Annotated in this window: 29 protein-coding genes; 5 read left to right on the top strand and 24 right to left on the bottom strand. The window is 35.8% G+C overall.

Annotated elements, in window-relative coordinates:
• Window positions 1-101: 101 nt before the first annotated feature.
• Window positions 102-689: an NAD(P)H-dependent oxidoreductase gene (locus tag AZE41_RS07100; RefSeq protein WP_067207329.1), complete on the bottom strand. Its 588-nt coding sequence runs from the start codon at window positions 687-689 to the stop codon at window positions 102-104.
• Window positions 690-809: 120 nt separating this feature from the next.
• On the opposite strand from AZE41_RS07100, the gene AZE41_RS07095 reads away from it, so the two are divergent.
• Entirely contained in the window at window positions 810-1,238 is a 429-nt protein-coding gene (locus tag AZE41_RS07095; protein WP_067207326.1) for a MarR family winged helix-turn-helix transcriptional regulator, read from the top strand.
• Window positions 1,239-1,655: 417 nt separating this feature from the next.
• On the opposite strand, the gene AZE41_RS07090 is transcribed toward AZE41_RS07095, so the two are convergent.
• The gene (locus tag AZE41_RS07090; protein WP_231885824.1) at window positions 1,656-2,045 is read right to left on the bottom strand and encodes a stage II sporulation protein P; all 390 of its coding nucleotides are present in this window, start codon (window positions 2,043-2,045) and stop codon (window positions 1,656-1,658) included.
• 442 nt (window positions 2,046-2,487) lie between these two features.
• On the opposite strand from AZE41_RS07090, the gene AZE41_RS07085 reads away from it, so the two are divergent.
• Window positions 2,488-4,341: an LTA synthase family protein gene (locus AZE41_RS07085; RefSeq protein WP_082786516.1), complete on the top strand. Its 1,854-nt coding sequence runs from the start codon at window positions 2,488-2,490 to the stop codon at window positions 4,339-4,341.
• A 40-nt stretch (window positions 4,342-4,381) separates the two neighbouring features.
• Here AZE41_RS07085 and AZE41_RS07080 read toward each other — a convergent pair whose 3' ends face one another.
• The 5 genes from AZE41_RS07080 to AZE41_RS07060 all read right to left on the bottom strand — a co-directional run bounded on the left by AZE41_RS07080 (window position 4,382) and on the right by AZE41_RS07060 (window position 9,479).
• Complete coding sequence (locus AZE41_RS07080; RefSeq protein WP_067207322.1) at window positions 4,382-4,747, bottom strand: glyoxalase superfamily protein; 366 nt, start codon at window positions 4,745-4,747, stop codon at window positions 4,382-4,384.
• A 695-nt stretch (window positions 4,748-5,442) separates the two neighbouring features.
• Complete coding sequence (fabF, locus tag AZE41_RS07075) at window positions 5,443-6,681, bottom strand: beta-ketoacyl-ACP synthase II (protein WP_067207319.1); 1,239 nt, start codon at window positions 6,679-6,681, stop codon at window positions 5,443-5,445.
• A gap of 32 nt (window positions 6,682-6,713) precedes the next feature.
• A complete protein-coding gene (locus AZE41_RS07070; protein WP_067213885.1) occupies window positions 6,714-7,289 on the bottom strand; it encodes a TetR/AcrR family transcriptional regulator in 576 nt (191 codons plus the stop codon).
• 109 nt (window positions 7,290-7,398) lie between these two features.
• A complete protein-coding gene (locus AZE41_RS07065) occupies window positions 7,399-8,238 on the bottom strand; it encodes an aldo/keto reductase (protein WP_067207316.1) in 840 nt (279 codons plus the stop codon).
• A gap of 65 nt (window positions 8,239-8,303) precedes the next feature.
• Window positions 8,304-9,479, bottom strand: coding sequence for an MFS transporter (locus AZE41_RS07060; protein ID WP_418064803.1), 1,176 nt, complete (start codon window positions 9,477-9,479; stop codon window positions 8,304-8,306).
• Between the two features lie 216 nt (window positions 9,480-9,695).
• Between AZE41_RS07060 and AZE41_RS07055 the strand changes: the two genes are divergently transcribed.
• On the top strand, window positions 9,696-10,067 hold the full coding sequence (locus tag AZE41_RS07055; RefSeq protein ID WP_067207314.1) for a winged helix-turn-helix transcriptional regulator: 372 nt from the start codon (window positions 9,696-9,698) through the stop codon (window positions 10,065-10,067).
• Between the two features lie 417 nt (window positions 10,068-10,484).
• Here AZE41_RS07055 and AZE41_RS07050 read toward each other — a convergent pair whose 3' ends face one another.
• The 5 genes from AZE41_RS07050 to AZE41_RS07035 all read right to left on the bottom strand — a co-directional run bounded on the left by AZE41_RS07050 (window position 10,485) and on the right by AZE41_RS07035 (window position 15,837).
• Window positions 10,485-10,922: a VOC family protein gene (locus AZE41_RS07050; protein ID WP_067207311.1), complete on the bottom strand. Its 438-nt coding sequence runs from the start codon at window positions 10,920-10,922 to the stop codon at window positions 10,485-10,487.
• Between the two features lie 494 nt (window positions 10,923-11,416).
• Window positions 11,417-13,291 carry a serine hydrolase domain-containing protein gene (locus AZE41_RS07045; RefSeq protein WP_067207309.1) on the bottom strand — a complete coding sequence of 625 codons (1,875 nt, stop codon included), beginning with the start codon at window positions 13,289-13,291 and terminating at the stop codon, window positions 11,417-11,419.
• Window positions 13,292-13,568: 277 nt separating this feature from the next.
• On the bottom strand, window positions 13,569-13,727 hold the full coding sequence (locus tag AZE41_RS22605) for a hypothetical protein (RefSeq protein ID WP_156475985.1): 159 nt from the start codon (window positions 13,725-13,727) through the stop codon (window positions 13,569-13,571).
• A gap of 358 nt (window positions 13,728-14,085) precedes the next feature.
• Window positions 14,086-14,859: a hypothetical protein gene (locus AZE41_RS07040; RefSeq protein ID WP_067207306.1), complete on the bottom strand. Its 774-nt coding sequence runs from the start codon at window positions 14,857-14,859 to the stop codon at window positions 14,086-14,088.
• Between the two features lie 435 nt (window positions 14,860-15,294).
• Window positions 15,295-15,837: a DUF1572 family protein gene (locus AZE41_RS07035; protein ID WP_067207304.1), complete on the bottom strand. Its 543-nt coding sequence runs from the start codon at window positions 15,835-15,837 to the stop codon at window positions 15,295-15,297.
• Window positions 15,838-16,258: 421 nt separating this feature from the next.
• On the opposite strand from AZE41_RS07035, the gene AZE41_RS07030 reads away from it, so the two are divergent.
• Window positions 16,259-16,996 carry a sulfite exporter TauE/SafE family protein gene (locus tag AZE41_RS07030; protein ID WP_067207301.1) on the top strand — a complete coding sequence of 246 codons (738 nt, stop codon included), beginning with the start codon at window positions 16,259-16,261 and terminating at the stop codon, window positions 16,994-16,996.
• Between the two features lie 304 nt (window positions 16,997-17,300).
• Here AZE41_RS07030 and AZE41_RS07025 read toward each other — a convergent pair whose 3' ends face one another.
• From AZE41_RS07025 to AZE41_RS06980, 10 genes are all read right to left on the bottom strand, one after another.
• Window positions 17,301-17,804: a GNAT family N-acetyltransferase gene (locus tag AZE41_RS07025; RefSeq protein WP_067207299.1), complete on the bottom strand. Its 504-nt coding sequence runs from the start codon at window positions 17,802-17,804 to the stop codon at window positions 17,301-17,303.
• A gap of 217 nt (window positions 17,805-18,021) precedes the next feature.
• A complete protein-coding gene (locus AZE41_RS07020; protein ID WP_067207296.1) occupies window positions 18,022-18,222 on the bottom strand; it encodes a hypothetical protein in 201 nt (66 codons plus the stop codon).
• A gap of 123 nt (window positions 18,223-18,345) precedes the next feature.
• Window positions 18,346-18,600 carry a hypothetical protein gene (locus tag AZE41_RS07015; protein ID WP_067207293.1) on the bottom strand — a complete coding sequence of 85 codons (255 nt, stop codon included), beginning with the start codon at window positions 18,598-18,600 and terminating at the stop codon, window positions 18,346-18,348.
• 297 nt (window positions 18,601-18,897) lie between these two features.
• Window positions 18,898-19,206 carry a hypothetical protein gene (locus AZE41_RS07010; protein ID WP_067207290.1) on the bottom strand — a complete coding sequence of 103 codons (309 nt, stop codon included), beginning with the start codon at window positions 19,204-19,206 and terminating at the stop codon, window positions 18,898-18,900.
• A gap of 172 nt (window positions 19,207-19,378) precedes the next feature.
• Window positions 19,379-19,666, bottom strand: coding sequence for a DUF1871 family protein (locus AZE41_RS07005; RefSeq protein WP_067207287.1), 288 nt, complete (start codon window positions 19,664-19,666; stop codon window positions 19,379-19,381).
• A 186-nt stretch (window positions 19,667-19,852) separates the two neighbouring features.
• Window positions 19,853-20,326, bottom strand: coding sequence for an SMI1/KNR4 family protein (locus tag AZE41_RS07000; protein ID WP_067207284.1), 474 nt, complete (start codon window positions 20,324-20,326; stop codon window positions 19,853-19,855).
• Between the two features lie 663 nt (window positions 20,327-20,989).
• A complete protein-coding gene (locus tag AZE41_RS06995) occupies window positions 20,990-21,295 on the bottom strand; it encodes a DUF4870 domain-containing protein (RefSeq protein WP_067207281.1) in 306 nt (101 codons plus the stop codon).
• 64 nt (window positions 21,296-21,359) lie between these two features.
• Window positions 21,360-22,601 carry a beta-N-acetylhexosaminidase gene (nagZ, locus tag AZE41_RS06990; RefSeq protein WP_067207278.1) on the bottom strand — a complete coding sequence of 414 codons (1,242 nt, stop codon included), beginning with the start codon at window positions 22,599-22,601 and terminating at the stop codon, window positions 21,360-21,362.
• A gap of 24 nt (window positions 22,602-22,625) precedes the next feature.
• Window positions 22,626-23,021: a DnaJ family domain-containing protein gene (locus AZE41_RS06985; protein ID WP_231885786.1), complete on the bottom strand. Its 396-nt coding sequence runs from the start codon at window positions 23,019-23,021 to the stop codon at window positions 22,626-22,628.
• 14 nt (window positions 23,022-23,035) lie between these two features.
• Window positions 23,036-23,269: a hypothetical protein gene (locus AZE41_RS06980; protein ID WP_067207275.1), complete on the bottom strand. Its 234-nt coding sequence runs from the start codon at window positions 23,267-23,269 to the stop codon at window positions 23,036-23,038.
• Between the two features lie 154 nt (window positions 23,270-23,423).
• Between AZE41_RS06980 and AZE41_RS06975 the strand changes: the two genes are divergently transcribed.
• Window positions 23,424-24,701, top strand: a complete 1,278-nt coding sequence (locus tag AZE41_RS06975; RefSeq protein WP_067207271.1) for an erythromycin esterase family protein — start codon at window positions 23,424-23,426, stop codon at window positions 24,699-24,701.
• Window positions 24,702-24,740: 39 nt separating this feature from the next.
• Here AZE41_RS06975 and AZE41_RS06970 read toward each other — a convergent pair whose 3' ends face one another.
• Window positions 24,741-24,944 carry a DUF5957 family protein gene (locus AZE41_RS06970; RefSeq protein WP_231885785.1) on the bottom strand — a complete coding sequence of 68 codons (204 nt, stop codon included), beginning with the start codon at window positions 24,942-24,944 and terminating at the stop codon, window positions 24,741-24,743.
• Window positions 24,945-24,959: 15 nt separating this feature from the next.
• A complete protein-coding gene (locus AZE41_RS06965; RefSeq protein WP_067207268.1) occupies window positions 24,960-25,361 on the bottom strand; it encodes a DUF6220 domain-containing protein in 402 nt (133 codons plus the stop codon).
• Window positions 25,362-25,448: the final 87 nt, after the last annotated feature.

The raw sequence follows: 25,448 nt of genomic DNA, 5'->3' as shown, positions 1-25,448 counted from the left end.
GGAGTAAATCCATCTGAGTGAGCTGTTTTATTCTACTGAACTTGAATTAGTAAGCTTTGCTTATCGTGTATCTACATTTTAAAAGTATCGAAATACTTTTCTTACCGATCTACTCTTTTAAAATAAAGATAAATTTTCTCTAATTTTTTTGTTTGTTTTCCTTTTAAACTTTCCATATTACCAAATTCAAAAAACTTCACTCTTTTGATTCCTACAAAACTAAACAGCGCTTTTTTCATCAATATTTTATGTGCATTATTCAACCAGAGAAGTGGATATTTTGTAGGGCCCTTCATAGTCGATACACATACAACTGACTTTCCTTTCAAAAGTCCTTCTGGTAGTAGTCCCTTCTTATCCCTGTAAGCAAAATTCGCAGAAAATAATTGATCAATGTATCCCATAAGCATTGCTGGAGGTCTTCCCCACCAGATTGGATAGACAAAGACAATCTTATCAGCCCAAGTAATTTGTGTTCTATATTTTTCAATGCGAGGATCACGATACATATCACGTCTTCGTTTATGTTCACTAAACACTAGGAGTGGATCAAATTTTTCTTCATATAAATCTAATACCTGTAACTCCTTTATGTTCGGATTTTCATTACTTCCTTTGATAATTTTTTGTAAAAATGCATAATTTAAACTTTTGTGATTAGGATATGTGTATATAACTAGCGTTTTCATAACGCACCCCTTTTACTTATCATATGATAAGTAAATAATAGCACTCTCTTCTTTTTGTTGTCAAATGATAATTGTATTAGGACAATGTTTTTGATATCTTGTGAGTAAGAGGTGAGAATTATGGACAAAAAAGCTCTTTTTTATAAATGTGTATCATTTACAACTTCTGTTCATCGCGTGACACACGAATTAACCAAAAATACCAAATCAGATTCCGTCACACCAGTTCAATATAATATTCTTGAGTATATAGCCGTTAGTCAACCTGTTACTCCTAGTGAAATCAGTGATTGTCAGCATATATCTATGCCAAACACGAGCCGTGAACTGAAAAAATTAAGCGAAAAAAATCTAATCGAAAAATCAAGTGATACCGAAGATCGACGAAAACAATATATTCGCCTCTCAGAAGATGGGGAAACCATGATGAACGAGTCTTTTGCATGTGTAGAATTTCGTTTCCTAGATCGAATACAAAATGCTTCGAATGAAGATTTAGATGCTATTAACCAAGCATTAGATATTCTTCAAAAAAAACTATTTTATTAATAGACATGAACTACGGTTTAATCCTCTCAGAGGTAATGGGAGAACAAATAATGGATAAAACAAAACGATTCACCTGGCATAAAATTGGGGGATCGTTTTTTAATAGTATACAAGCACACGTGTTGATAACCAAAGTAAACCAAAAAACAACTTAATCAAACACTAGGCGTCCCGAGTACGGTTGCTTTTAGATCGATTTGGATTGAATGACTCCTATATCAGTACCGAGATATCTTGATCTATAGGATGCGCATGGTGGTCGTTCATCCGTCGCCCTCCAAAGGCACAAGTACACGAAGTACTAAAGCTTTTGGGACGAAAGAAATTCAACAGACGTGGTATACAAGATGAATTTTTCATATTAAAACTTGGCAGATTTCGATATATATCATAGATCATCCGTGTTTAAGTAACAGATTAATTCGTTTCAATTATTTCTTTAATGATTGTCGCTAAAATATCCGCTGCTCTATATTCTTCTTCCAATGTATTGTCTATCCCGCCTATATTCATTAATACTGACTCACCAATGAGATCCTGATTGTAAGTACTTTGTGCCTTACCTTTCTTAACTATTACCTCTCTCGAAATTCCAGGGTATTTTTGCTCAATTTTAGCGTGTAGTAGTTCTGCGAAATCCACATTTTCATCGTAATTCTTGCTTGTTCGAGACACTATTAACGCCACCTTTGCATATTCTTTTCCATTAGCGATGAAGGTGCTATCTTTTCTTGCTATGGAATCCCTGTGAATATCAAATACCACCTTTACAAATCTCAATGATTCTGTCTTCCAAGTTTTCTGCATCAAGCAAATATATCCCCTCTCATTTTGTCATACAACCATTATTCGTTTAAGCTACCGAAAAGGTTACATGTTTTTTTGAAAAGTTCCTCCAACTACTAGTGTTGATTTTCTCCTTTAACGAGTAGAGTGTATTTCTATGTTAGATAGCTAAAAATGATCTGTTAATAGAGATTAAGATACATGATAGAAATACATTCCAGCGTTTAAAGTGAATTTATCAAACAATTTCGATGAAGGGTTTCACTATATTTAATGAAATGAAAAACGTCAAATCCACTTTAGCACTGTCTAAACTTAGGGCTTCGGCATCCCCTTTCAAGTCTATTTTCATTTACTTCTTTAATTACAAAGAAGTTCCATCTATTTCCTTCTTTTTATTTCACATCAAAAAATATCTTTGTTACACTATATTAATAGAAAGTTCTATTTGGGGGTACTCAATATGAAATTGTTCATCAAAAAAGTTAAGCCTATTCTACTACATCCAACCACCCTGATTTTGACCTTACTTTTCTTAAAAGTGATCGCATTTCGTGTCGTCGTTTTTCATAACAAATCTGTCTTCCATATTGCACTCATTGAATTTCCACTATGGGCATTCTTACTTTCACTCATCGTTCTCTTCGTAAAGAAACGGACATGGACCGGCATCTTCGTATTCAATACGATATTGTCTGTATTATTTATCGCCATTATTTACTACACGCGTTACTTTTCAACAATTCCATCCTATTATGACTTACAGCAACTTTATCAATCGAATTCTGTAGGAGGAACAGTCGGTCTTCTAAGCAAGCCCTATGATTTCCTCTTTTTCCTGGACCTACTACTTATCCTTCCAATTGCATATTACTATAATGCCAAAAAAATAAAATCTTCAGCTAAAGTAACTAGACAATTAGCGATTCTATTTGGAAGTATTGGTCTTATTACAACACTACTAGCTTTTAGGCAACCACTTATTGACGTTTCTTATTTTGCAAAAGAGAATGGCTATTTACAATCGCAAGCGGTGCAAGTTTTCACGCGGAGCTTCGGTATCGCGCTAGCTTCTGATGTTAATTTATCAGAACAAGACGTGGAGAAACTCAAAGGGAATGACTACGTTCCCGCAAATAAGCATAATTCCTACGGTATTGCTAAGGATCGTCATGTATTCGTCATTCAGGTCGAGTCATTACAAGGCTTTGTGATCAATAGAAAAGTGAACGGACAAGAAATTACACCCTATTTAAATGCCTTATTGAAAGATAGTACATATTTCGATAACGTATACCAACAAATCGGGGCGGGCAACACTTCTGACGCCGAGTGGCTTATGCACACGTCCATTTACCCTGAAGGTATGGATCCGACTGTCAATGTCATTAATGGAAAGCCAGTCCCTTCTCTACCTCGAACTTTACAAAGGAATGGCTATGGTACAGCCACTTATCATGCCGATGACATTACCTATTGGAATCGTGAAAAACTATATCCAGCACTCGGTTTTGACTACGTTTATACCAACAAAGAAATTCCAGCAGAACAAGAAATAGGATTTGGACCAGCGGATGAAGTACTGTTCGATTTTGCTGCTAAACAACTGCCCATACAATTTAAGAAACACGAAAAAATATATTCAAACATCATTACACTGACAAGCCATACACCATTTGAAATGCCTGAAGATCTTCAACATCTAGTATTACCGGATAGTTATGACAACACATATGTCGGCAATTATCTTCAATCAGTCCGCTATACAGATGAGCAAATCGGAGTATTCATTGATACATTAAAAGAGGCGGGCTTATATGATAATTCGTTGATTCTAGTCTACGGGGATCATTCGGGTGTTCACGGGGCTCCTGTCACGAAAGACGATGAGGCTATTCTTTTAGATCTACTCGACCATCCTTATAACCTACAAGATCGTTTTATCGTGCCGGTCATTTTTACAGGAGGCGGACTTTTCTCCGGGGAAACGATTAGCCACTTAGGCGGTCAAATTGATCTGATGCCTACATTATTAAATTTACTCGGAATAGAACATGATGCACAGATGATAGGTCACGATTTATTTCATTACGAAAACAATTTACTTGGCATGCGTTACCACCTGCCAGGCAGCTCCTTTATAAACGATGACACATTGTATGTCGCACCAAGCGCTAAATTACCTGCTATCCTCTACAACTTGGAAACCATGAAAGAGAAATCTCGGACAAATAAAACACAACAATCCATCGACAACGCCTTACAAATCATGCAACAATCCGATCAAATCTTAAAATCGTATAGCAATCGAAAATAATAGAAAACGGGTTATCTTTAACGAAAGATAACCCGTTTTTTCATTCTCCATCCTCAAAGAAAACAATGCGATTGCTAAATGGATCAATAACTGTCAGTTCCTTCGTTTGCCATGGAGTTGTTTCAAGGCGTGGACGTGCGAAGTTATATTCTTTCGAGTGAAGCACTGCATAGAAGCTTTCGATATCTTCAATCTCTATCCGAATGGCAGCCCCCGGACTACAATCCCCGTAATGCTCTGATAGATGAATGATACAATTTCCGTTTGAAACCTGCATATACAACGGCAAATTATCCTCATATCGATGTTCCCAATCTAATAAAAATCCTAAATAGTCAACATAAAATTCTTTTGCTTTCTTCTCATCGAATATACGGAGAATCGGTGTGACACGTTTACCATTCATACAATACACTCCTCGCTAATCCATAAAGTCATTTAATATTACTATATATGTTGAACAAATGAATACGGCGTATGCGCTTTACAAGGGCTTTTGGGAGGCCACTGAAAAAGCATTAGTACTTGGAATGGTTTAGAATTCCCACTAATATCGCTTCGACGCTTTGTGGATGCCTCCCGCGATAAGCCAGAAAGAAGACCCCTTGGGAGGGATTGAACTGCATCCCTCCTTAGTCTTATCGCTCCGGCTATCACGAAGTCGCGCCTGCGCTGGATGGTCTATGTGAGAAAGAGCTTTTCATTATCTACGATGAAATCTGCAAGCCGGGGCACGTCTTTCTTGAATATAAGTAGTAGCAAAAAGTAATCACATTATAATCACAGCATATACATCTCAAAATCACATTTCTCTCAATCATGAACACCCTAGCGCAGGCGCGGCAAAGGCATCCCCAAAGCGCCAAGCGTTCTACAATCCACACCCCGAATTAATACTCTCTTATTTTGAGCGCAACGTCAGATTCAATAGGATTCTTTAATTCAACATATATAGACTGCTTCAATATAAATGGAGCTCCGTCTGACAATCGGACGGAGCTCCACATGTATTTAGTTACTTTATAAAGTTAATCTTCAATCAGAGGGGGTTCTGATTCTTCTCGTGTCCTTAAAGACTCGATGTCGGAGTCTTACTGCCCGTTAATGCGGGATAAATTTCTTAAAAGCAAGTACTGCATTATGCCCGCCAAAACCAAAGCCATTTGAAATCGCATAGTTTATCTCCATTTTCACAGCTTCATTTGGAACATAATTCAAGTCGCATTCTTCATCTGGATTTTCGTAATTGATAGTAGGTGGTGCAATATCTTCCAGTATACTTTTAAGCGTTATGATTGCTTCAACCCCACCTGCCGCACCAAATAGATGTCCTGTCATCGATTTGGTTGAGCTTACCTTTAACTGATAGGCATGAGAACCAAAAGTAGCTTTAATGGCTTTCGTTTCTGATTTATCGCCCTCTGGTGTGCTCGTTCCATGCGCATTAATGTAATCAATATCAGTCGGATTAAGTCGTGCCATTCCTAAAGCTAATTTCATCGCTCTTGCTGCTCCATCAAAATCCGGGGATGTAATATGATAGGCGTCTGTTGTTGAACCGTAACCCACGATTTCGCCCAGGATGGTTGCTCCCCGTTTTTTAGCATGTTCATACTCTTCAAGTACTAAAATTCCTGCGCCTTCCGACATAACAAAGCCATCACGCTCACGATCGAAAGGGCGGCTCGCCTTTTCAGGTGAATCATTTAAAGTAGACATGGCTCTCATTCTTGAGAAACCAGCAAAAGATAATGGATTTATTGAAGCTTCTGCTCCCCCCGCTACGATAGCATCGGAATAACCATGTAAAATATTCAAGTATGCTTCACCTATTGCGTGGTTACCTGTTGCACAGGCAGAAACTGGCGAAAAGCTCGGACCTTTAAAACCATATTTAATAGCTATAATACCTGCCGCCATATTACTAATCATCATTGGTGCCATAAATGGAGAGACCTTTCTTACGCCTCTTTCTAGTAAATGTTTATGATTTTCGAGTACAGTGTCAATTCCACCAATTCCAGATCCAACGTAAACGCCTATTCGCTCCTTATTAACGATGTCCGAATTGAGTGCTGATTGGTCTAACGCTTGTTTTGCCGCTGCATAAGCGTACTGCGCAAACAAATCATATTTCCCCAATTCTTTTTTATCAAAGTATTCTTCCGCTGGAAAGTCCTTGATACGCCCAGCAATCTGTGTGTTAATTTCTTTGAATTCATCGTCCTCAATTTTTCCAATCCCAGATTTACCTTCTTTAATATGATTCCAAAACGTATCTACATCATTTCCTAGTGGCGATACGACTCCATATCCCGTTACAACAACTCGACGTTCCATATACTAATACCTCCCATAAAATCGTCATGTATTCACATATTCCTAACTCCATCATTTCCATTTACAAGCAGTTTTAATTGATCAATTACTATTGAATACAAATATTCTCCTACTACACGTCTATATTGTAGCGCACCTTTAATACTCGATATTAGAAGAGCGGCTAATGCCCCTGTATCATGTGTTAGTTTTCCTTCTTCCTTTAAAACATCAAGAAGCTTTTTTAAATAGTCTATCTCCATTTGACTCAATTGTTGTACACTCTCTTGCATAGCGATCGGTAAAAAGTTATAGTCTGCTTGTAAAGATGATATCGGGCAAACTTCATTGTTACCAATCTGATTAGCTCTTCTTGAAATAAACTCCCACGGTTTATCTTCACTGTTTATTTGAGCTTGATCAATGTTCAAATAAGATTTTTCCAGACCTTCTTTTAACTTTGTACAAACGGCTAGACCTAAATCCTCTTTCTTCATGAAGTGATAATGAATGCTTGCTTTCGTTACACCAAGTTCCTTAGCCAAGTCGTCATAACTAAAAGACAAATAGCCCTTTTCTCGAATATTTCTAAGTGCTAGCTCAATGATTTGTGATTTTCTATTTTCCATAACCAAATACTAACTTACTAATAGGTAAGTGTCAATTGACTCTGGTTCTTACACCATATATTACAAAATGAAAAGCCCCTATCTAGGTTAAGATAGGGGTTTAGTTTATTTAAAAATCAAAGTTATCCGGATCTGGACCCACTCGGTGATTCTGATTCAAACTATCAATCCGTTTCATATCATCCGCTGTTAATTCAAAATCAAAAACTGTTGAATTTTCAGCAATACGATGTTCTTTCGTGGATTTCGGAATTGTAATAACGCCATTTTGTAGATCCCAGCGTAAAATAACTTGGGCAATTGATTTACCATATTTATCGGCGATTTCCTGAAGATCTGTGTTGTCGAGTAATTGTCCTGCCATGAGTGGAGACCATGCTTCCAATTGAATATCCTGTTTTCGGCAAAAATCACTCAATTCTTTCTGCGTCAAACGTGGATGGTACTCCACTTGGTTCACCATTGGTTTAATTTCTGCATCCTTCATCAAATCCTCAAGATGATGAATTTGGAAATTACTTACGCCAATTGCTTTAACCCGTCCTTCTTTATAAAGTGTTTCTAGCGCTCTCCATGCCTCTTTATATTTTCCTGCCACTGGCCAATGAATAAGGTATAGATCTAAATAGTCTAAACCTAGTTTCGTTAAGCTCTCTTCATAAGCTGCAATTGTTGATGCGTAGCCCAACTCTGAATTCCAAACTTTTGATGTGATAAATAAATCTTCTCGCGCAATACCTGTTTCTTTAACTGCCTCACGAATACCTTGTCCTACGCCAATTTCATTGCCGTAAATCGCCGCAGTATCGACACTGCGATAGCCATGTGTAATCGCAGTTTTCACCGCATTTATTAATTCTTGACCCTCTTCCACTTTAAATACACCAAGGCCAAGCCAAGGCATTTTCACACCGTTATGCAACATTGTTGTCGATTGTAAGTTTTTCATTATTTATGTCCTCCTATTTTTTAATTAATGTTGTCTTGCGGATTATACGGTTCCAATCACCCCCTTTAGGATAGATTAATCCTTTGCTGATCTTTTCTTTCTAGCGCCCGACTGACGCCTGTTAGTATGGCTGCAATCAGTACCATTGCCCCCCCGATCCAAGCCGTATGAATGAGCCCAATCGAATCAGTAACCACTCCACCTACGTAGGCCCCCATCGCGATCCCCGCATTAAATGCAGCTATGTTCATAGCGGAAGCAACATCTACTGCACTTGGGACAAAACGTTCAGCTAACATGACGACATACACTTGAAGTCCTGAAACGTTCATGAATGCAAACAATCCCATGAAAAGAATTGTTACTAAACCCACGACCTTAAATGGTGCCGTAAATGTTAATATGAAAAGCACAATCGCTTGCGCAATAAACATATAGAACAGCGAGCCAATCGGGTTTTTATTTGACAGCTTCCCACCAATCATATTACCAATTGCAATCGCAATTCCGTAAACAAGTAAGATGATCACGATGGTTCCTTGTTTAAATCCTGTTATCGTCTGAAGCAACGGAGATAAGTACGTGAATACAACAAATGTTCCTCCGTATCCCAGTGCTGTAATGGTCAATACTAGCAATATCCGACTATTTGTTATGAGTTTAACTTGATCTCGAATCGTTGTCGGAGTACTTTGACGTAAATCGGATGGAACAAGAATACTATTCGCAATAAACCCTATAATCCCTATCACTACGATTGCCACAAAGGCAAAGCGCCAACCAAACTGTTGTCCAATAAATGTCCCAAATGGAACTCCTGTAATAGTAGCAACCGTAAGTCCTGTAAACATGATTGAAATCGCACTTGCTCTGCGATTCTCTGGAACTAAATCAGCAGCGATTGTCGACCCAATTGACATAAACACACCATGTGCAAACGCTGAAATGACACGGGCCATAAGCAAAACCGTAACACTTGTTGCACCCGCCGCAATCCCGTTTCCTATGATAAAGACTATCATAATCCATAATAACAATGTTTTCCGTGGCATTCTTGAAGTGAGCGATGTTAAAATTGGAGCACCTATCATTACACCTAACGCGTACAGGGAAACAGTTAGTCCTGCAGTCGTCACCGATATATCTAAGTCTTGGGAAATCAGAGGCAAAAGCCCAACACTAATAAATTCTGTTGTTCCGATTGCAAATGCACTGACAGCTAATGCAAGAAGTGCAAACATACTTCTCTTTTTATCTAAAGTCACTTTTTTCATCCTTTCTTTTCCTTTGTTGTATGATTGAATTTACAAAGACCACAATGAATACCTCGTACAATTCATCTGCAAATGTTAGTATGAGTCACAGGGATTAAAAAGAAAAGTACGCACTTTTAAGTACTATAGGTACCAAAAAGTTATATAGGTACTTTAAAGTACCCATTAGTAAGGAGGATGAGCATGACAAAAAAGAAGTATAATATATCCGTTGAAGCGACATTAGAAGTGATCGGTGGAAAATGGAAATGTGTCATTCTATGCCATCTGACACATGGTAAAAAACGTACAAGTGAATTGAAACGTCTTATGCCAGATATCACACAAAAAATGCTCACGCAACAATTACGTGAGCTAGAAGCAGATGGCGTAATTAACCGGATTGCTTACAACCAGGTTCCACCGAAAGTAGAATATGAATTGAGTGAATACGGTTTAAGCTTGGAGAGTATATTAGATTCGCTATGCGCTTGGGGGAACGTACATATTATGAAAGTATATGGAGATAAGTTTTCCGTCCTAGAAGAGGGCATTTTAAACGATAAACTAAAGTGATAATCCATATTAATTGAGCGTAGGTCCCTTAACAGGGGAAATCAAAGCGGATTTTAAAGAAGCACTGGTGTCTACCTCTTTATGCAGAAAAGAGCACCTCTCACAATTGTTTGTGAGAGGTGTTTTTGCTTACTTCACCTTATACAAGCCGAACCATCATTATGAAAGAGTAAAGTTCTTTACTGCATTTCATATAATTTGTTAATTAAACTAACTGCTGCCACCGCCCCGTTAGCTGAATAAGAAATATATTACTATTGATACACTAAATTACCTGTTAGTTGAATAAGAACAGAAACACTTACATAACAATCGCGCCCGCTTGCGGAACAACTTTATCGACGTGATTACATATTTCACTGGCAGGATGTCAAAATCCATCAATTATTGGCCCGATAACTAGTAATTACCCATAATTTATTTGATTTTCTCCGCCAACTCTAAAATAATTCCCTCTGGCCCACTGCAGTAGCATAACTTATAACTTTCTTCATAGTGTAGTATCTCACTAAAGATTTTCGTACCTTTCTTTTTCAACTTGGCAACAACAGCTTCAATATCTTCAACAGCAAAGGCAATATGCCGAATACCCGGGGTATTTGCAAAAGGTTGCTGAATTTCTCTTTCATCTGACGGATTATAAAATTTGATTAGCTCTATCCATACTTGACCGTCTGGTGTCCCTAATCCTACACATGCTACTTTAACGTCATTAAGCCCAAATACCTGATTTATCAACTCTCCTTCCATTTCCCATTCCCCTTGCACCTCAAGGCCAAAATCGAGAAAAAAATCTTTAGCGGCAGTGAGATCATTTACGATTACACCCACATGATCTATTCTATGGATTTTCAAATCTCATACCTCCTTTGTTCCTGTTATTTTGCAATATCTTGTATTCTTGATAAGTTTGTTTGTAATTCTAATTCGCTAAAAACAGAAAATATCCTTGTTCAATAAACTGGACTGATTGTTCAACTAACTTGCTTCTTTAGTTCAAGAAGGAAAGCTTTACAGTTGTTCCACTAACCACCCGTTAGTTTAATTGAAATTCTTCATGTAGTTAAAAAAGTGACGCTATAATTAATTCTAAACATTAATTTTAACCGTATATAACGTTCTCTAAGTGAATAAATAGCTAATTCCAAAAAAACCGAAATATTATTAGCGATACAAATGATAAAAAGGTAATTAAAAGTGATGATAAAATAAAAGTATGTTGAATAGGGTAACTTATTTTTTCTTTCATTGTAGTTACTCATCATACAAATATCAGCAAAAACCTCATTGTTTTCTCATTGAACTAAATAATCAAATATCAACAGCGTAAATTAAACAGAGCTTTTTCACTAAGAATAAAACTGCCATGTTATAAGTAAAAAGATTAATATAACAATAGTAACGATTGATAGAAGATAAATAGCCCTCTGTAATTTCATTAGAGTTGCCTTTTTCCAATTAACTAGAATGAAAATAATAAAAACAACACTTAAAATAGTTAAAACATAATTAGCAACTATTTGTGGGAATACTTCAAAATATCCTCGATCACTATTACTCAACATCCTAATTACTAATAAAATAATATTTACGATAAATGCTGTACCAACAATATTTAATAGGTAAACCCATTTTCTTATTTTTATAGAAGGTTTTTTTCTTCTCCGATTCAAAATACTGATTACGATTAAAACGAATGGGGAAGCAATAAAGTATACTAAACAATAAATGAATAATACAGCACTTATTGTTAACCAAAATATATTTTTATCTAAAGGGAGATAATCTGAAATCGATGTAGAAATTTGTTTAACTTCACCATCCTCTATAGAAAAATAAAGAACATTTGTAGGAATAAACATAGTACTACCTTTTGTCATTTTATAAACATTTGGATATGTTTGGACGTAATTAGCTTTCATACCTACCAAACTTACTTCAATTTCGTTCGCATTTAGTGATTTCACTGTAAGTGGTAGTAAATAGTAATACAAATTTAAAAATCCACTTTTCATTCTGCGAGTAGTAAGATACGTTCCTTCTGTGATTTGTGAGTTTGGTAAGTCCGCCAATTTTACTTCATCTATCTCTTTTTCTCCAACCAATTCCTTCGTCAGTCCATAGGAAATATCAGACTCTGAAGCTTGATTCGTTAATATTATTACTGCAAAGTTTTCTTCAGGGACGATATGAAAATTACTTGAAAAGGAAACTGTATTTCCACCATGTGTTAATCCTTTAAACTTTCCATCATACTCCCAAAAACCATGTGCGATACCAGGGACATTTTCATTAATAGCATAACTTTGCGAAAGCATTGTAACTAGCGTATTTTCATCCTCAAACAAAACGTTTTCATTTTCGGATTGTGGCATAAGCGCCATTGCAAACTTAGCTAAATCTGGTGCTGTTCCATTTATTTCACCGCTAGGATACATGGACATATAGTACGGTGTCGATAGTTTGAAATCTCCTTCTTCAATAAGCTCATATCCATTTACTTTGTTTTTTGTTATCTGCTCATTTCTCCCTAAAGACAAATATGAAGTTGAATCTAGAATACCTAATTTTTGAAATATATGTTCATCAACATATTCATTAAAGTCTTGTTCTGAAATTAATTGAACTATATATGCAGCTAGAGAAGTTGAATAATTAGAATAAGCAACGACTTTACCTGGACGATATACTTGGTTTGGCTCAGCAATTTTCAATCCTTCTTCTAAAGATTTTACACGGTATTCGTTAGCATATCCCGTGTCAAAAATATTTTCCTCAAATCCTGCAGTGTGATTCATCAAATCCAACATAGTGATAGGGTCATCATATGTTAGTTTTGTTAAAAATCCTTTTGGTAAATATCTGTTTATATCTTCATCTAAATCGATTTTTCCTTGTTCGACTAATTGCATGACCGACACCCAGACAAACAATTTACTTACTGAACCCCATTCAAAAACAGCAGTATTCGGATTTATTTTAATTTGGTTTTCAATATCTCCATAACCATATCCTTTTGATAAAACAACTTTATTATCTTTCAAAATAACAATGCTCGCACCCGCAGTTGTTTCACCAATATATTCATGTGCATAATCGTCTACGAAACGTTCTACATCGGATATTGAAATTCCAGATGGTGTTGTAAGTTCATTAGCATAAATTGTTTCGGTAAAAAACAAAGATAAAGCTATTATTAATATAATGGAAATTTTTTTATTCATGCGGCACCCCCTTACAATAGGATATATTAGCTAGTTATGGAATAGACGGTATTTCATATAAAAAATTATATAATGATTTTAGGTTGTTACGTTAGAGGACGGTTTTTTCGAAACGATTTAGTGGATATGCTTTTATTAAACCTTCCTACAGACAACTAGATAAATAAAAAGACCGTCATTAGACGATCTGCTGTTGTTCAACTAAAGCAACCCGTTATTTTAATAAAAAATATTGTAATACTACTAAAATAACTTCCCTATTCAGTTAGATAGTTCCCTAATTCGAGTCTGCTTTTTCTTTCTTTCCAATGCTATACCCAAGTACAATACCTAAGATAAGGGAAATTAATACATCCATTTCAAAACCTTTTGTTATCAAACTTAATACTACCGCTGTCACAACTGCCCCTAAGATTGCTAATAATAAATTTTTCACAAATCGCCCTCCCTCAACCGCTTAGGTTCAAATTGTTTTAATATTATAATTTTATACTAACATTTATTTATTATAGTTGAAATGTATTATTCAACTATACTGCTCCTTATGTTGAATAATAAAAGGGTGCTTAACCCCTAATTGAAGTAGAGCACCCGTTAGCCATACATGTAGCGCAAAATCAGCGCTACATCACAGAGGATGAAAATATATGCAGAACATTCAACGAAAAAATGCAGAAGGTTTGTTGAGAACTCTCTGTTAAAACCATAGTAATAAAAGTCTTGCGATTTGTTCTGTTACTTTGAATTTTATACCACTCAATTGAACGGGTAATTTTTTCTCATAGGTACTTATTTTATTTATATTTATAATACGAAGGTTCAACACCTTCGTACGCATACAACGTCGATGTGTTTCGTTCAACGGTGTAGGATATTAGCCAAGTATTTTTCGAATTTCCTATTTGCCAATTTTCTTTGAAGGTCACAATATATTTTTCATTCCCTATTACTTTAACGCTAGTTTCTCTCACAACGTTATACCCATCAATTGTTTCTTCTAAAGACCCAACTTCTTTCGGGAAATAATAGATAAGATTTTCCATTCCAGCAGATGCAGTGGTTATCGCATCTTCTTTTGTGAAAGGGGGTTGAGGTGGTGAAATCCATTGTAAAAATAACCACGACAGAAAAATAAAAGCAATAGGCATTAGTACAAACATTTTTAAACTTTTCCCTTTACTTTGTCTTTTGTAGAGCCATTTATCAATAACTCCGTACAGTATTGCCACAAGCATACCAAGCCACATTAACGCTTTTTCTTGAAAAAATAGTCCGTTTGCCAATCCAAAAACACCCAAAATAAGTATTGTTAACCAATCCTTTTTCAAGAACCATTTCCGCTGCACTGCATCCAAAATTAGCGACACAATGTTCCCGTACAGTAAAATAACGACTCCTACATAGATACAATAAACCCATAACCACCCTAGAAAAGAATGCCCTTTGTTATATTCAAAACCATCATAATTAAAAACCATACCGTACACCATCAACCCTGAAAAAGTAATTGTGGCAACAAATGTGGTTAACAGTTTTCTACTAATTACATTTTCTATACCTTGTTCCATGACTTTCCTCCTCCCTTCATTCCCGACACAATAATAATAAACCACATACTCACTCTGAACCAACATTCCGTTAATAATATTTAAAAAATAAGTGCACAAGAAAAACCTATTCGCATGAACGTAACGCTGTTCAGTACAATAGTGCAAAATGCAAATTAAATGACCAAATAGATTACTAATTCACATATAGAATAGTGGTCTTTTAAATGCCTTTATACCAATTTTTCTAGGCGAATAGCGCTCGTTTTAGCATTTCAAATATCGGATGAGTCGAATGGCTTACAATAATTATCGTAAGGTAACATTATCGTGTTAAAATCAATGTTATTTAACCCGAAAAAAGCACCGCGATTAACAGTGCTATTTGTTATATAATTCGTGTTATTTGAAGCGTTTTCTTCTTTTTTGTACCACTAAACTGAACGGGTTAGCAATTTATTCACAGTTTCTTTTCGTAGATGCCATTTCATTAAACTTTTTTGAACCGTTCTTAGGAATGCTTAAAATTATCCAATCATTATCTCTTATTTGTTTTCCAATATATAAAATTTGCCCTAAGTGATAACTGATATGAGTGACTTCAGTTTGAATTGCTTGAAGAACACTTAAAGGTTGTTGTCTCAAAGTTATTGTTTTATACAAATCTTCTTCATTAAGATTTCCTAAGGAATTAAAAAGTAATTTCCATCCATTTGTCCATATTTCCATAAGCAGTTCCTTTGATTCAATATCATCAACAAATTCTGAATCTCTATCCCTATATGATTTCTCTCCATCAGTAGTTAAAAAATCTACCCATCGAGAATGCATATTCCCACTAATATGCTTTATTATTATTGCGATACTGTTCGATTCTTCGTTGGGTTTCCAATGCAGTTCTTTTTCCGTAAGTTGGTCAAATGCCAATTCCGCACGGTCTTTAAAATGTTCAAATTGCTGAATTATAATCGATAGATATTCTTTTTCCAATTGACGCATGATTCCCCCTCCTAAGTTGAATACACAAATTATACAATTCTTTTATATCCAATAAGAATATTTCTTGTTAAACTAACCTGCCCCTTTAGTTTAAGTACAATTTTTCACAATCTCAACTAAACACTAACATAAATATCCAAACTCCTTTAAGGTGATGTTCAATTAAATGGCCCTTTCATGAAGAAAGACGCTCTTTTCATTTCAGAAAAGCTCCCTATTGTTGAAGATTGTTATTAAAAAAAACCGTAAACCTTTAGTTGAATAAAAAACACAATATCGAAAAAATTCTTCTACCTTATCGTTCCATTCATCGAATTTTGATTTAATAAATTAAATAAAAAGTTGTTTCATTTAGAGTTCATATCAAAGATTAGACGTGGTAAACTGAATCTATGGTGTAATTTTGAAAGTAGGTTGTTCAATGGAATTTGTCATCTTTTTTATGATTGGAATTATAGGTAATGTTGTCGGTACATTGGTTGGAGGAGGGGGACTGATTAGCTTACCCACTATGTTACTTATGGGGTTACCCGTGCATTCAGCAATCGGTGCAAACAAGGTTTCCAATACTGTCAGTTCACTCTCAAGCTTTCTTGTCATATTAAAGAGAAAAGAAGTTTCCTCGAAAGAAGCATTATTAGTCCTAATGTTTTGTCTTGGAGGAGGTATTTTAGGTGGACTCATTGCTTCCTTTTTAAGCGGAAGTACCCTAACGATTATTGCAATCATTTTATTAAGCTTTGCATTTGTAACTTCCTTCATGAATACAGGTAATTTTGATGGAACTGAACAGTTTCATGCAAATAAAAAATCAGGAACTGCACTAATTGGTATAGGAATTTATGACGGAATGTTTGGGCCAGGAAGCAGTACACTTGCGATGTATTTATATGCAAGCCAAAAAATTGCCTATATCCGAGCAATTGGCTTAGCAAGAGTTGGGGTTTTTGCAAGTTGCTTTGGTTCTGCCATCACTTACATATCAACGGGTAAAATTTTCTGGCCACTTACCATAGCATTAATGCTTGGATCCATTATTGGTGCACAGTTTGGAGTAAGATTAGCTCATAAATTAAAAACGGAACATGTAAAACCACTTCTTAGATTAGTAACAGTTCTATTAATCTTACAAATGATTGTAGATTACTTTAATTTTTAAAAGTATCTTTTTTGAAGATACTAATTGAATTACAATTCTAACCAGGCAAACAAGACGTCCATCACATTTTTGGATCGACGCCTCCTCCTTGATTTAAGATAATATTTAAAGGGGTTCTAAAAAAAATTAAAATTCTATTCAATTTGTTCTTCAACTATCCTGCCCCGTTAGATCAAGAAGAAAAAAGGCTTTACTCCTTCTTGAAGTAAAGCACCCGTTAGTGAAAGAACGAAACTGATTTTATTTATGAAGATAAGGTAATTATTCAATGCCTTCTTCATTAAAATGATTTAATTTGACAATTTTAAGCTTCTATTAATTTTGACATATAATATTCGTCATAAAACTTCCCTTCAATCTTTAGTGAGTTTCTTTTAGTACCTTCAATTTCAAACCCTCTTTTCTTATACAGTGCAACTCCAGCTTTATTCTCAGTTACTACCGTTAATTCAAATCTTGTAATTTCTACGTTACTAGCCCATTCTTCCAATTTTTCGAATAAGCTAGTACCAATTCCTTTTCCATGGAAGCCATCTAAAATACCTATAGCAATATATACTGAGTGTTTATTTTTCCTAACGCTACCACCTATAGAGATTAAGTAGCCAATTAATTCGTCTTCAATTTCAACAACAAAAATCGTCGAATTAGATTGCTTATGAATAGAATCAATCTGTTTAGCTTGTTGTTCGTAAGTTGTTTTTCTTTCACCAGCCTCCATCATCATAAACCTAGACTGCATCTCCACTTTCTTTACAAGGTTAATAAAATTACCTGCATCTCCACTTGTAATTTCTCTAATATTCATGTTCTACTCCTACTCTCTTTTACTAAAATAAAAAAACTTCACTTATTAAACTAAACTGCCCCTTTAGTTTAACAAGGTTTACTGAATTACTCTTTTCATTCGTGTGCTAAAACACCTTATAATAATAATTAGTCTACCCAGACATTGCTAATTAACAAATCTTCACGTATTTACCTTCTTTGGTCATTCGCATTTTTTCAAAACTATTTATCATCCACTATTTCTTATTAAATTCGTCTTCTAATTCCTTTTCAATTTCATCATCACTAACCGTAACAATTTCATCTTTAACCCCATAATTCGTTTTTATTAACTGACCAACCTCTGACTTATCAATCCCATCCTTTACTGCTGCAAAGATTACTATGTACAAAATTAATAAACCAACAATCCAGAGTAAAATAGTTCCCCATAACATTTTTCTCTACCTCCAATTAATTATTTCTTTAAAACCTTCTTAAACTAACCTACCCCTTTAGTTCAATAAGGAAAAAGGCTTTACTCCTTCTTGAAGTAAAGCACCTCGTTAGTGAAAAAAGCATTACATTCCTGATAATAAACTTGCAAATACAACTATCAAAAATATCAAAAGTGATATTCCTAATACTGTTATAGCCAACTTAAATCTATTCCTTTTAATAATTGAAATTACGGAAACAATTAAACCTATGAAAGCAATTAATAAACTAAAAACTGTAGGAATTGGCTCAGGTAATCTTGCCAGTGCGGTACTAAAAAACAATAGAAAAAAGAGAATTTGTAGTGAAAATGAAATTAATAATGCCTTGTTAATCATTATGTACGTCCTTTCAGGGCAACCCAAGTATACATAAAGCAAGAATTGGAATTCCAATTAACTTCAAACTAAACTGTCCCTTTACTTTAAGACGTTTGACCCGTATAGAAGTTCTAATATTAAGTAAATTACCCTGTTTAATTTAGCAAAAATCATTTCTGCATATTGAACTATCCTGCCCCGTTAGTTAAAAAAGAAACTCGTTTATCTCCATCCGCAAACCATCGATTCGATCGCTGAACGGGTTTGTATGCTGCATGCACCTCTGGTTGACATAACGCCAATATTAGGAAGTAGTTACCTCTCCTCGGCTACCGAATGTTCAATTTGTGTTAGACGCCAGGGTACTTCCTTCTTTTTTGAATACATTGAAAAGTACTCTCTATCTTCCTCGATAAGATTCCAAACCATCTCTTCTTGCACCATTATCTTAAATGCTTCCTCTTTGTTTTGGTTGTTCGGATCGTACGCCTCAATCCAATGGTCTTTGTCGCTATGACCTTTTTTTACGACAACCAATGTTGAAGCGGTATATGTGAGAGGACCTCCACACGCAGCAAGAAATAATGATAAAAGTATAAATGTTAATCCCAAAGTTCTTTTCATTTTTCTCCTCCATGATTTAAAGATGATCTTGCATTTCAACTATTTGGCCCGATTGCTGAACGACCTTGTATAAGCCATACACACCAGGTTAACATAACGCCTGTTCACGGAAGTAGTTACCACCATTACGCAATAAAAAGCAGTCAATTTTAAAATAAAGTACCTTGTTAGTTTAATAATATTGCTTTTGATCAACATTTGGAAACTTATTATTATAAATTTTGTTCCAAATTTTTAATGCACTTGGATAACAATTATTAATCGAAGGTGCTCCACTTCTCGAAAACATTTCATCAAAGACCTCATGTATCACTACAGCTAATTTTTCAACAGATGCAGTTGGTAATCGCGATACAATGCGACTTATTTCTGGATCATATTCATCCTCAGATGAGAAACTTAAAAAGTTCTTCGGGTCCCAATCATTAATTACTTCTTTTACAATTTGGTAGTGGTTCATAATATCCCTCTTTTAATATTTATTTTTAATGATTTATTCTACACCCTTATTTATCTAAGCTGCCCCCTTAGGTGAAGATGAAAAGCAATAGCTGTGTCAAACCTAGCCTGAAAAATTTGTTCGTGTACAAGAAAATCCGTTAGGTGAACAAGGTTTCGTTGAATTGTTGAGCAGGTATCGAGTTCGTTAGACTATTGCATTTTTAAACAAAAATGCAAGGTTTTCTACTAGTTGAGCTTTAGTGAGATCATCGTGATATATACGATAAACTCTTGTCTCGTCTGAGTTTAGTTTGACATATATAGGGTTGCCGCTACCGTGGGAGCAACTAGCTAGAAAAACGTATCCATCTTTTAACGCAGATATTCCAGGTTCAAATTCAGTGCTTTCTTCAATTATGTCGTCAACACCACCACATATCATATAAGAAATTCCGTCATAATCCTCATCTGGCTCATCTTCTTGGACCCCAAACTCCGTATCAATTAAAGGAACGGTTGTATAAAGTTCGATATACCAATTTGGTAACTTTATCTTCAATTCTTTTTCTAATTTTGCTATGTCACTTTCGCATACTGTTTTACCAACAAAATCGGGATATTTCATCTTAATTCTATCGACCAGTCTTCTGGCTTCCGAAGTAATTTCATTATTCGTCATAATTTAATACCCCCATAAAGACTTCACTTAATTCAATGTGTATGCACACATGTTTACATGCAATTTTAAAGTCAGTGACTTTTATTCAGCTCTTTTCGTTTGAGCATTAAACTATCATAACCAAAGACTTAAAAGTTCCTGATTAAACTAGACTGCTCCGTTTGTTCTAGAAGAAAAAAGAGCTGCCTAGGAACCCTTTGGTCTTCAACTAAACCAGCATCCGATAGTTTAAATACCTTCTCATTTACAAATCATCATAAGTAAATCCCGTTACAGAGAATTTGCCATAATTGATTACATCTAGCACCTGGTCAAGCAATCTCGTTCTAGCTTGCCAAACACGTAGTCTTGCATCACGACAAAAAATATACCTTTACAATTTCCAAACCAAAATATCATTCCAATTATTTCTATAAATTCAGTTTACACTCAACTACTTCAATAAGTAAGTCCTTTTCAATGAAACACCCCTTTAGATAAACATCTAAAGGGGTAAAACGTCGCATCTTTTTTATAAACATCGCGGCTTTATTTTTAATCCACAGCGGCATCGTAACATAGAATTATGTTAAAAAATACCACTAAAGCAGGTTCTACTTTAGAGGACATTTAGTATGGATTTTTTTCATACTACACTTAATGATTTGTTTATTGATAACATAATTAAATCCATCTACCTACAATCGGATAATTGTACTTTTCGTCATTCAGTGCTTTTACAATTGCTATGATCGGCACAATCAACCACATTAAACCAAATCCAATTAGCAATGGAATCCCGATAATTACAATAATAAGTATCGTAGAAACAACAATCAATGCTCCCATGACCAGTTGGAATAAGATTGCTTGTATCGCCATCCTTTTGACCTCTAAATCATCAATAACTAGATAAATGATAAACGGTACCAAAAATGGCATAAAGAAAGCACTGGCATGAATTAACACTTTTAATCCTTTATTCTCCATATAATAACCCTCCCAATCTTTTTCAAGTATTTTATTATACGAATAATCGGGAGAGAAAATTCATTTATTTCAGCTGAAGCTTGTCGTACAATTCATTGATTTTATCCATATCCACTTTTTCATGCACTTCATCTGACACACTATATTTTTCTTTTAGCGTTAAAATCCGCTTTACACTCTCATTAAGCCGCTCTTCTGTGATTTCCCCTGTTTCAATAGCCTTAATGAACGCATTCAAAGTATTTAGTTGAACTTCATAATCGCGAACTACAAGTAGCTGATCACTTCCCGCGATGAAGGACTGAACTGCCGCTTCTGGGATTGTATAGTCATTCGCAATCGCCCCCATCGTCAGATCATCCGTTATGATGACACCTTCAAATTTCATTTCGTTGCGAAGTAATCCCGTGATAATAGCTTTAGACATTGAGGATGGATAATCAGGGTCAAGTGCTGGGAATAATATATGAGCGACCATTACAGCATCGGCACCTTCTTCAATTACCTTTTGAAATGGAACTAGCTCTACGTTACGAAGTGCTTCCAAAGTTGTTTCCACTTTTGGCAACGCCTTATGTGAATCAACAACCGTATCGCCGTGCCCCGGAAAATGTTTAACGACAGGAATAATGCCATTGTCCATCATTCCATGCATCGTCGATATGCCTAGCTTAGCGACTTGATAGGGATCCGATCCGAATGAGCGATTCCCGATAACTGGATTTCTTGGGTTACTATTAACATCCAATACAGGAGCAAAGTTCATGTTATAACCGAATTCGTTAAGCACTCCAGCTAAATAGGTGCCTGCGCGGTAACTCACCGATTCATCATTGAGTTTACCAATTTGCGCACTTGTGGGCAGTTTAGGTATACCGACGGGCATTCTGGAAACACGTCCTCCTTCTTCATCGACAGAAAGGAATAGTGGGATTTTATTAAGTTCATTTGCTTTTTTAATTCCATTAATCAGCTGTAGCATTTCATTTGTTGTCGCTACATTTCTTCCCATAATAATAACCCCACCAACATGATAGTTACGGATGAGGTTATCCATCTCACTAGAAAACGAGGTACCTTCAACGCCAATCACTAGTAATTGCCCGACCTTTTCTTCCAATGTCATTTGGTCAACCATTTCTTCTACCTTTGATAAAACAATCTCCTCCTTTTTGGGTGGTTCTGTAATCGGCGAGTTTGTTACATCTGTTTCTTTATCCTTATTTTTTTGTGTAAATTGAGAACATCCCGACATTAATAAAGTGCAACAAACGACGAGAAAAATGAACTTATAATTACGATTCACTGTCACTCCCCTTTTCTTATTACTTCATTTCCACCGATCAATCACAGCTTCAAAATTACTAAGCGACACTGATCCCTTCTGCATAGGGGGTGGGCAAGATTTATTGTATTCAGCTATTTTCTCGTTTGCTTTTTCTATTCGTAATTCCAACTCTGCTGCAGCATCTGCACGTTGAATAGCTGTAATTGCGATTAATTCATCGCGAATTTCATGCTGTAGATTTAACCAATGTGGTTTATATCCGGCATCTTTAGCGATTCGCTGAAAATGCTGGAACGTATCACCCGAAAAGTACTCTTGTGATAACGGTTTCCCATGGCCCGCTAAATTATCCATGCCGCCTTTTTTTGTATATTCTTTTAAAATATCGCCGATTAGATCGTTGTATGGTGGGTTTAATTTATAGTCGCTCATACTCATTCACTCCCCCTCCTTTATATTTTCATAATTTCATTTTTTCCAGATGTATAATCCAGTTTCATTTGTTCCAATTCGATTTTCATCTTTTCAGTTTCCATGATAAAGTTTTGCTGTTTTAGTTTTTCTAGTTCGATCTCACCCCTCATGAATTCCCCTTTAATTTTCACGATTCTTCTTTGATGATCCGTAATAATTGCAATGATTGGCACACTCATCACAAGCCCAACAATAATAACTCCCTCTAGCATTTCAATCGCCCCTTTGTCATGTAATTAATTCAATTGTACATTATTGCAATTGTCTGTCATACAATTTCAATTCATTTTGTTTAACTATCATAGGCTACGATGTGAATAGTTGGGTATACTTCCATAATACATTGCAGGAAATGGGGTTATCCAATTGAAGTTCACACTTGAGGAAGCCGTTAAAAATTATGCACTCCCGTTTCAATCTGATGCGGATCTTTCAACAATAATCGAAGCCATAGGTGATGCAAAAATCGTCTTATTAGGAGAAGCAAGCCATGGGACATCAGAATTCTACACAGTCCGGGCTAAGCTGTCCAAAATGCTAATTGAACAGAAAGGGTTTTCAGCCATTGCGGTCGAAGGTGATTGGCCATCCGCTCAGCATGTTAATCGCTATATAAAAGGATATAACGAAAGTAAAGATGATGCACAAGAAGTATTGAAAGCTTTCGGCAGATGGCCGACGTGGATGTGGGCTAATGAAGAGATTGCGGAGTTTGTCGACTGGTTGAAAATTCATAATGACAAAAGGATTCCCGATCAAAAAATCGGATTTTACGGAATCGATATGTATAGTCTCTGGGAATCGATGGAGGAAATTATCCGTTACTTAACAGAATCCAATCCCGCGGGTGCCGATCTTGAACTAGCTAAAAAAGCTTTTTCCTGCTTCGAACCTTTCAACGGCATGCCAGACCATTATGCAATTTCCACAGCTCACTTTTCACAAGTTTGCATTGACGAAGTGAGTAATTTATTATCGTCCATTCGCTCGCACAATAAACACTATAAAGACGATCAGGAAACCACTTTAAATTTAAAAGTGAATGCACTCGTGACTAAAAACGCCGAAAAATATTACCGTGCCATGCTCCAAGACAACGCACTTTCCTGGAATATTCGCGATGAACATATGGTTGAAGCGATAAATGAAGTAATGAATCATTATGGAGAAAATGCAAAGATTATCGTTTGGGAACATAATACGCATATCGGAGACGCCCGTGCAACAACAATGCAGGAGGACGGGATGCATAATGTCGGTCAACTGCTGCGAGAACAATTTAAGAAAGAAGATGTCTATGCAGTAGGATTCGGAACGCATCGGGGCACCGTCATCGCGGCTGAACAATGGGGAGTACCTTTCGAAAAAATAGAAGTCCCTCCCGCTCGTCAACATTCATGGGAAGATTTAGTACACAAGTCTGGCGCTTTCAATAAACTATTCGTTTTCAATGAAGATAACCGACACTATTTCACCGGTTGGATTGGCCATCGAGCGATTGGGGTCGTCTACAATCCTGAATACGAGAAATTTGGTAACTATGTACCATCTCAAATCGGAAATCGATATGATGCTTTTATATTTATTGATCAAACAAAAGCACTGGAACCACTTGAGATGGGAGAAACGGTGACTGGCTTTTGATACAAAAAAACCTATGGAAAAAGCATGATTGAATGTCAATCATGCTTTTTCTTTTAGGGTTTTCCTATCCATATATGGTACCGCAATCGCACAGATAAATGAACTGAAATAAGGCAAGAACTTTATACCCAGTGGTTGATCGAAAAATACCATCCCAAATACGCCGATGAAGCTAGATAATGCAACTCCTAGAATAAATCCTCCTATGATTCCTACGATAATTCCTAACATCACTCTCATCATCAATACTCCACTTCCTTACTTTTTAAAATTATGTTTCCATGCCGCCAAAACAATCCATATTGAAAACGTAAACAATATCATAGCTATAACTGGATGAAGCGCTGCAACAAGCGGTAAAGTACTCGTAATATTAGCTGTAAAGTACATCAAAAAAACAAATACTAATACTCCGAAAACTTGCCAATAAGCCCAACGCGGCATTTTACCTATATATGCAGTAATCAACATGAATATCGGCACATTAAATCCAAATAAATGAATAATCAAAGTGTGTTTAACCCAATTAATCGAATCACCAAATACTGCCATTCCCGCAAGTAAAACCTGCATAACAATCCCACAAGCAAATAGCAATCCAAATACTAAATAGAGAACTCTCCCAACTTTTACTCGAGTATTTACAACCGTTTCTCCCATGAATAACCCCTCCTGTTTCATTAACCTTAGTCATAGAATACAATACGATTCTGAACTCCTTATTAGGAAATTATTAAATGTTTATTA

It is taken from the genome of Sporosarcina psychrophila (assembly GCF_001590685.1).
In the GTDB taxonomy this organism is placed as follows: Bacteria; Bacillota; Bacilli; order Bacillales_A; family Planococcaceae; genus Sporosarcina; species Sporosarcina psychrophila.
Note: the sequence above shows the minus strand (reverse complement) of the source record. Positions and strands in the feature narration are given on the sequence as shown.

Excerpts from the sequence above, each read along its gene's own strand:
- fabF (WP_067207319.1), bottom strand. The coding sequence starts at position 6,681 with ATGGAACGTCGAGTTGTTGTAACGGGATATGGAGTCGTATCGCCACTA.
- AZE41_RS07080 (WP_067207322.1), bottom strand. The coding sequence starts at position 4,747 with ATGAATGGTAAACGTGTCACACCGATTCTCCGTATATTCGATGAGAAG.
- AZE41_RS07005 (WP_067207287.1), bottom strand. The coding sequence starts at position 19,666 with ATGAACCACTACCAAATTGTAAAAGAAGTAATTAATGATTGGGACCCG.
- AZE41_RS07070 (WP_067213885.1), bottom strand. The coding sequence starts at position 7,289 with ATGGAAAATAGAAAATCACAAATCATTGAGCTAGCACTTAGAAATATT.
- AZE41_RS07015 (WP_067207293.1), bottom strand. The coding sequence starts at position 18,600 with ATGATTAACAAGGCATTATTAATTTCATTTTCACTACAAATTCTCTTT.
- AZE41_RS07095 (WP_067207326.1), top strand. The coding sequence starts at position 810 with ATGGACAAAAAAGCTCTTTTTTATAAATGTGTATCATTTACAACTTCT.
- AZE41_RS06980 (WP_067207275.1), bottom strand. The coding sequence starts at position 23,269 with ATGCTAGAGGGAGTTATTATTGTTGGGCTTGTGATGAGTGTGCCAATC.
- AZE41_RS07035 (WP_067207304.1), bottom strand. The coding sequence starts at position 15,837 with ATGCGTCAATTGGAAAAAGAATATCTATCGATTATAATTCAGCAATTT.
- AZE41_RS07060 (WP_418064803.1), bottom strand. The coding sequence starts at position 9,479 with ATGTTTGCACTTCTTGCATTAGCTGTCAGTGCATTTGCAATCGGAACA.
- AZE41_RS06985 (WP_231885786.1), bottom strand. The coding sequence starts at position 23,021 with ATGAGTATGAGCGACTATAAATTAAACCCACCATACAACGATCTAATC.
- AZE41_RS07000 (WP_067207284.1), bottom strand. The coding sequence starts at position 20,326 with ATGACGAATAATGAAATTACTTCGGAAGCCAGAAGACTGGTCGATAGA.
- AZE41_RS06965 (WP_067207268.1), bottom strand. The coding sequence starts at position 25,361 with ATGGGAGAAACGGTTGTAAATACTCGAGTAAAAGTTGGGAGAGTTCTC.
- AZE41_RS07030 (WP_067207301.1), top strand. The coding sequence starts at position 16,259 with ATGGAATTTGTCATCTTTTTTATGATTGGAATTATAGGTAATGTTGTC.
- AZE41_RS06995 (WP_067207281.1), bottom strand. The coding sequence starts at position 21,295 with ATGGAGAATAAAGGATTAAAAGTGTTAATTCATGCCAGTGCTTTCTTT.
- AZE41_RS07040 (WP_067207306.1), bottom strand. The coding sequence starts at position 14,859 with ATGGAACAAGGTATAGAAAATGTAATTAGTAGAAAACTGTTAACCACA.
- AZE41_RS07100 (WP_067207329.1), bottom strand. The coding sequence starts at position 689 with ATGAAAACGCTAGTTATATACACATATCCTAATCACAAAAGTTTAAAT.
- AZE41_RS07020 (WP_067207296.1), bottom strand. The coding sequence starts at position 18,222 with ATGTTATGGGGAACTATTTTACTCTGGATTGTTGGTTTATTAATTTTG.
- AZE41_RS07010 (WP_067207290.1), bottom strand. The coding sequence starts at position 19,206 with ATGAAAAGAACTTTGGGATTAACATTTATACTTTTATCATTATTTCTT.
- AZE41_RS07085 (WP_082786516.1), top strand. The coding sequence starts at position 2,488 with ATGAAATTGTTCATCAAAAAAGTTAAGCCTATTCTACTACATCCAACC.
- AZE41_RS07055 (WP_067207314.1), top strand. The coding sequence starts at position 9,696 with ATGACAAAAAAGAAGTATAATATATCCGTTGAAGCGACATTAGAAGTG.
- AZE41_RS06970 (WP_231885785.1), bottom strand. The coding sequence starts at position 24,944 with ATGATGAGAGTGATGTTAGGAATTATCGTAGGAATCATAGGAGGATTT.
- AZE41_RS07065 (WP_067207316.1), bottom strand. The coding sequence starts at position 8,238 with ATGAAAAACTTACAATCGACAACAATGTTGCATAACGGTGTGAAAATG.
- AZE41_RS07045 (WP_067207309.1), bottom strand. The coding sequence starts at position 13,291 with ATGAATAAAAAAATTTCCATTATATTAATAATAGCTTTATCTTTGTTT.
- AZE41_RS07090 (WP_231885824.1), bottom strand. The coding sequence starts at position 2,045 with ATGCAGAAAACTTGGAAGACAGAATCATTGAGATTTGTAAAGGTGGTA.
- AZE41_RS07025 (WP_067207299.1), bottom strand. The coding sequence starts at position 17,804 with ATGAATATTAGAGAAATTACAAGTGGAGATGCAGGTAATTTTATTAAC.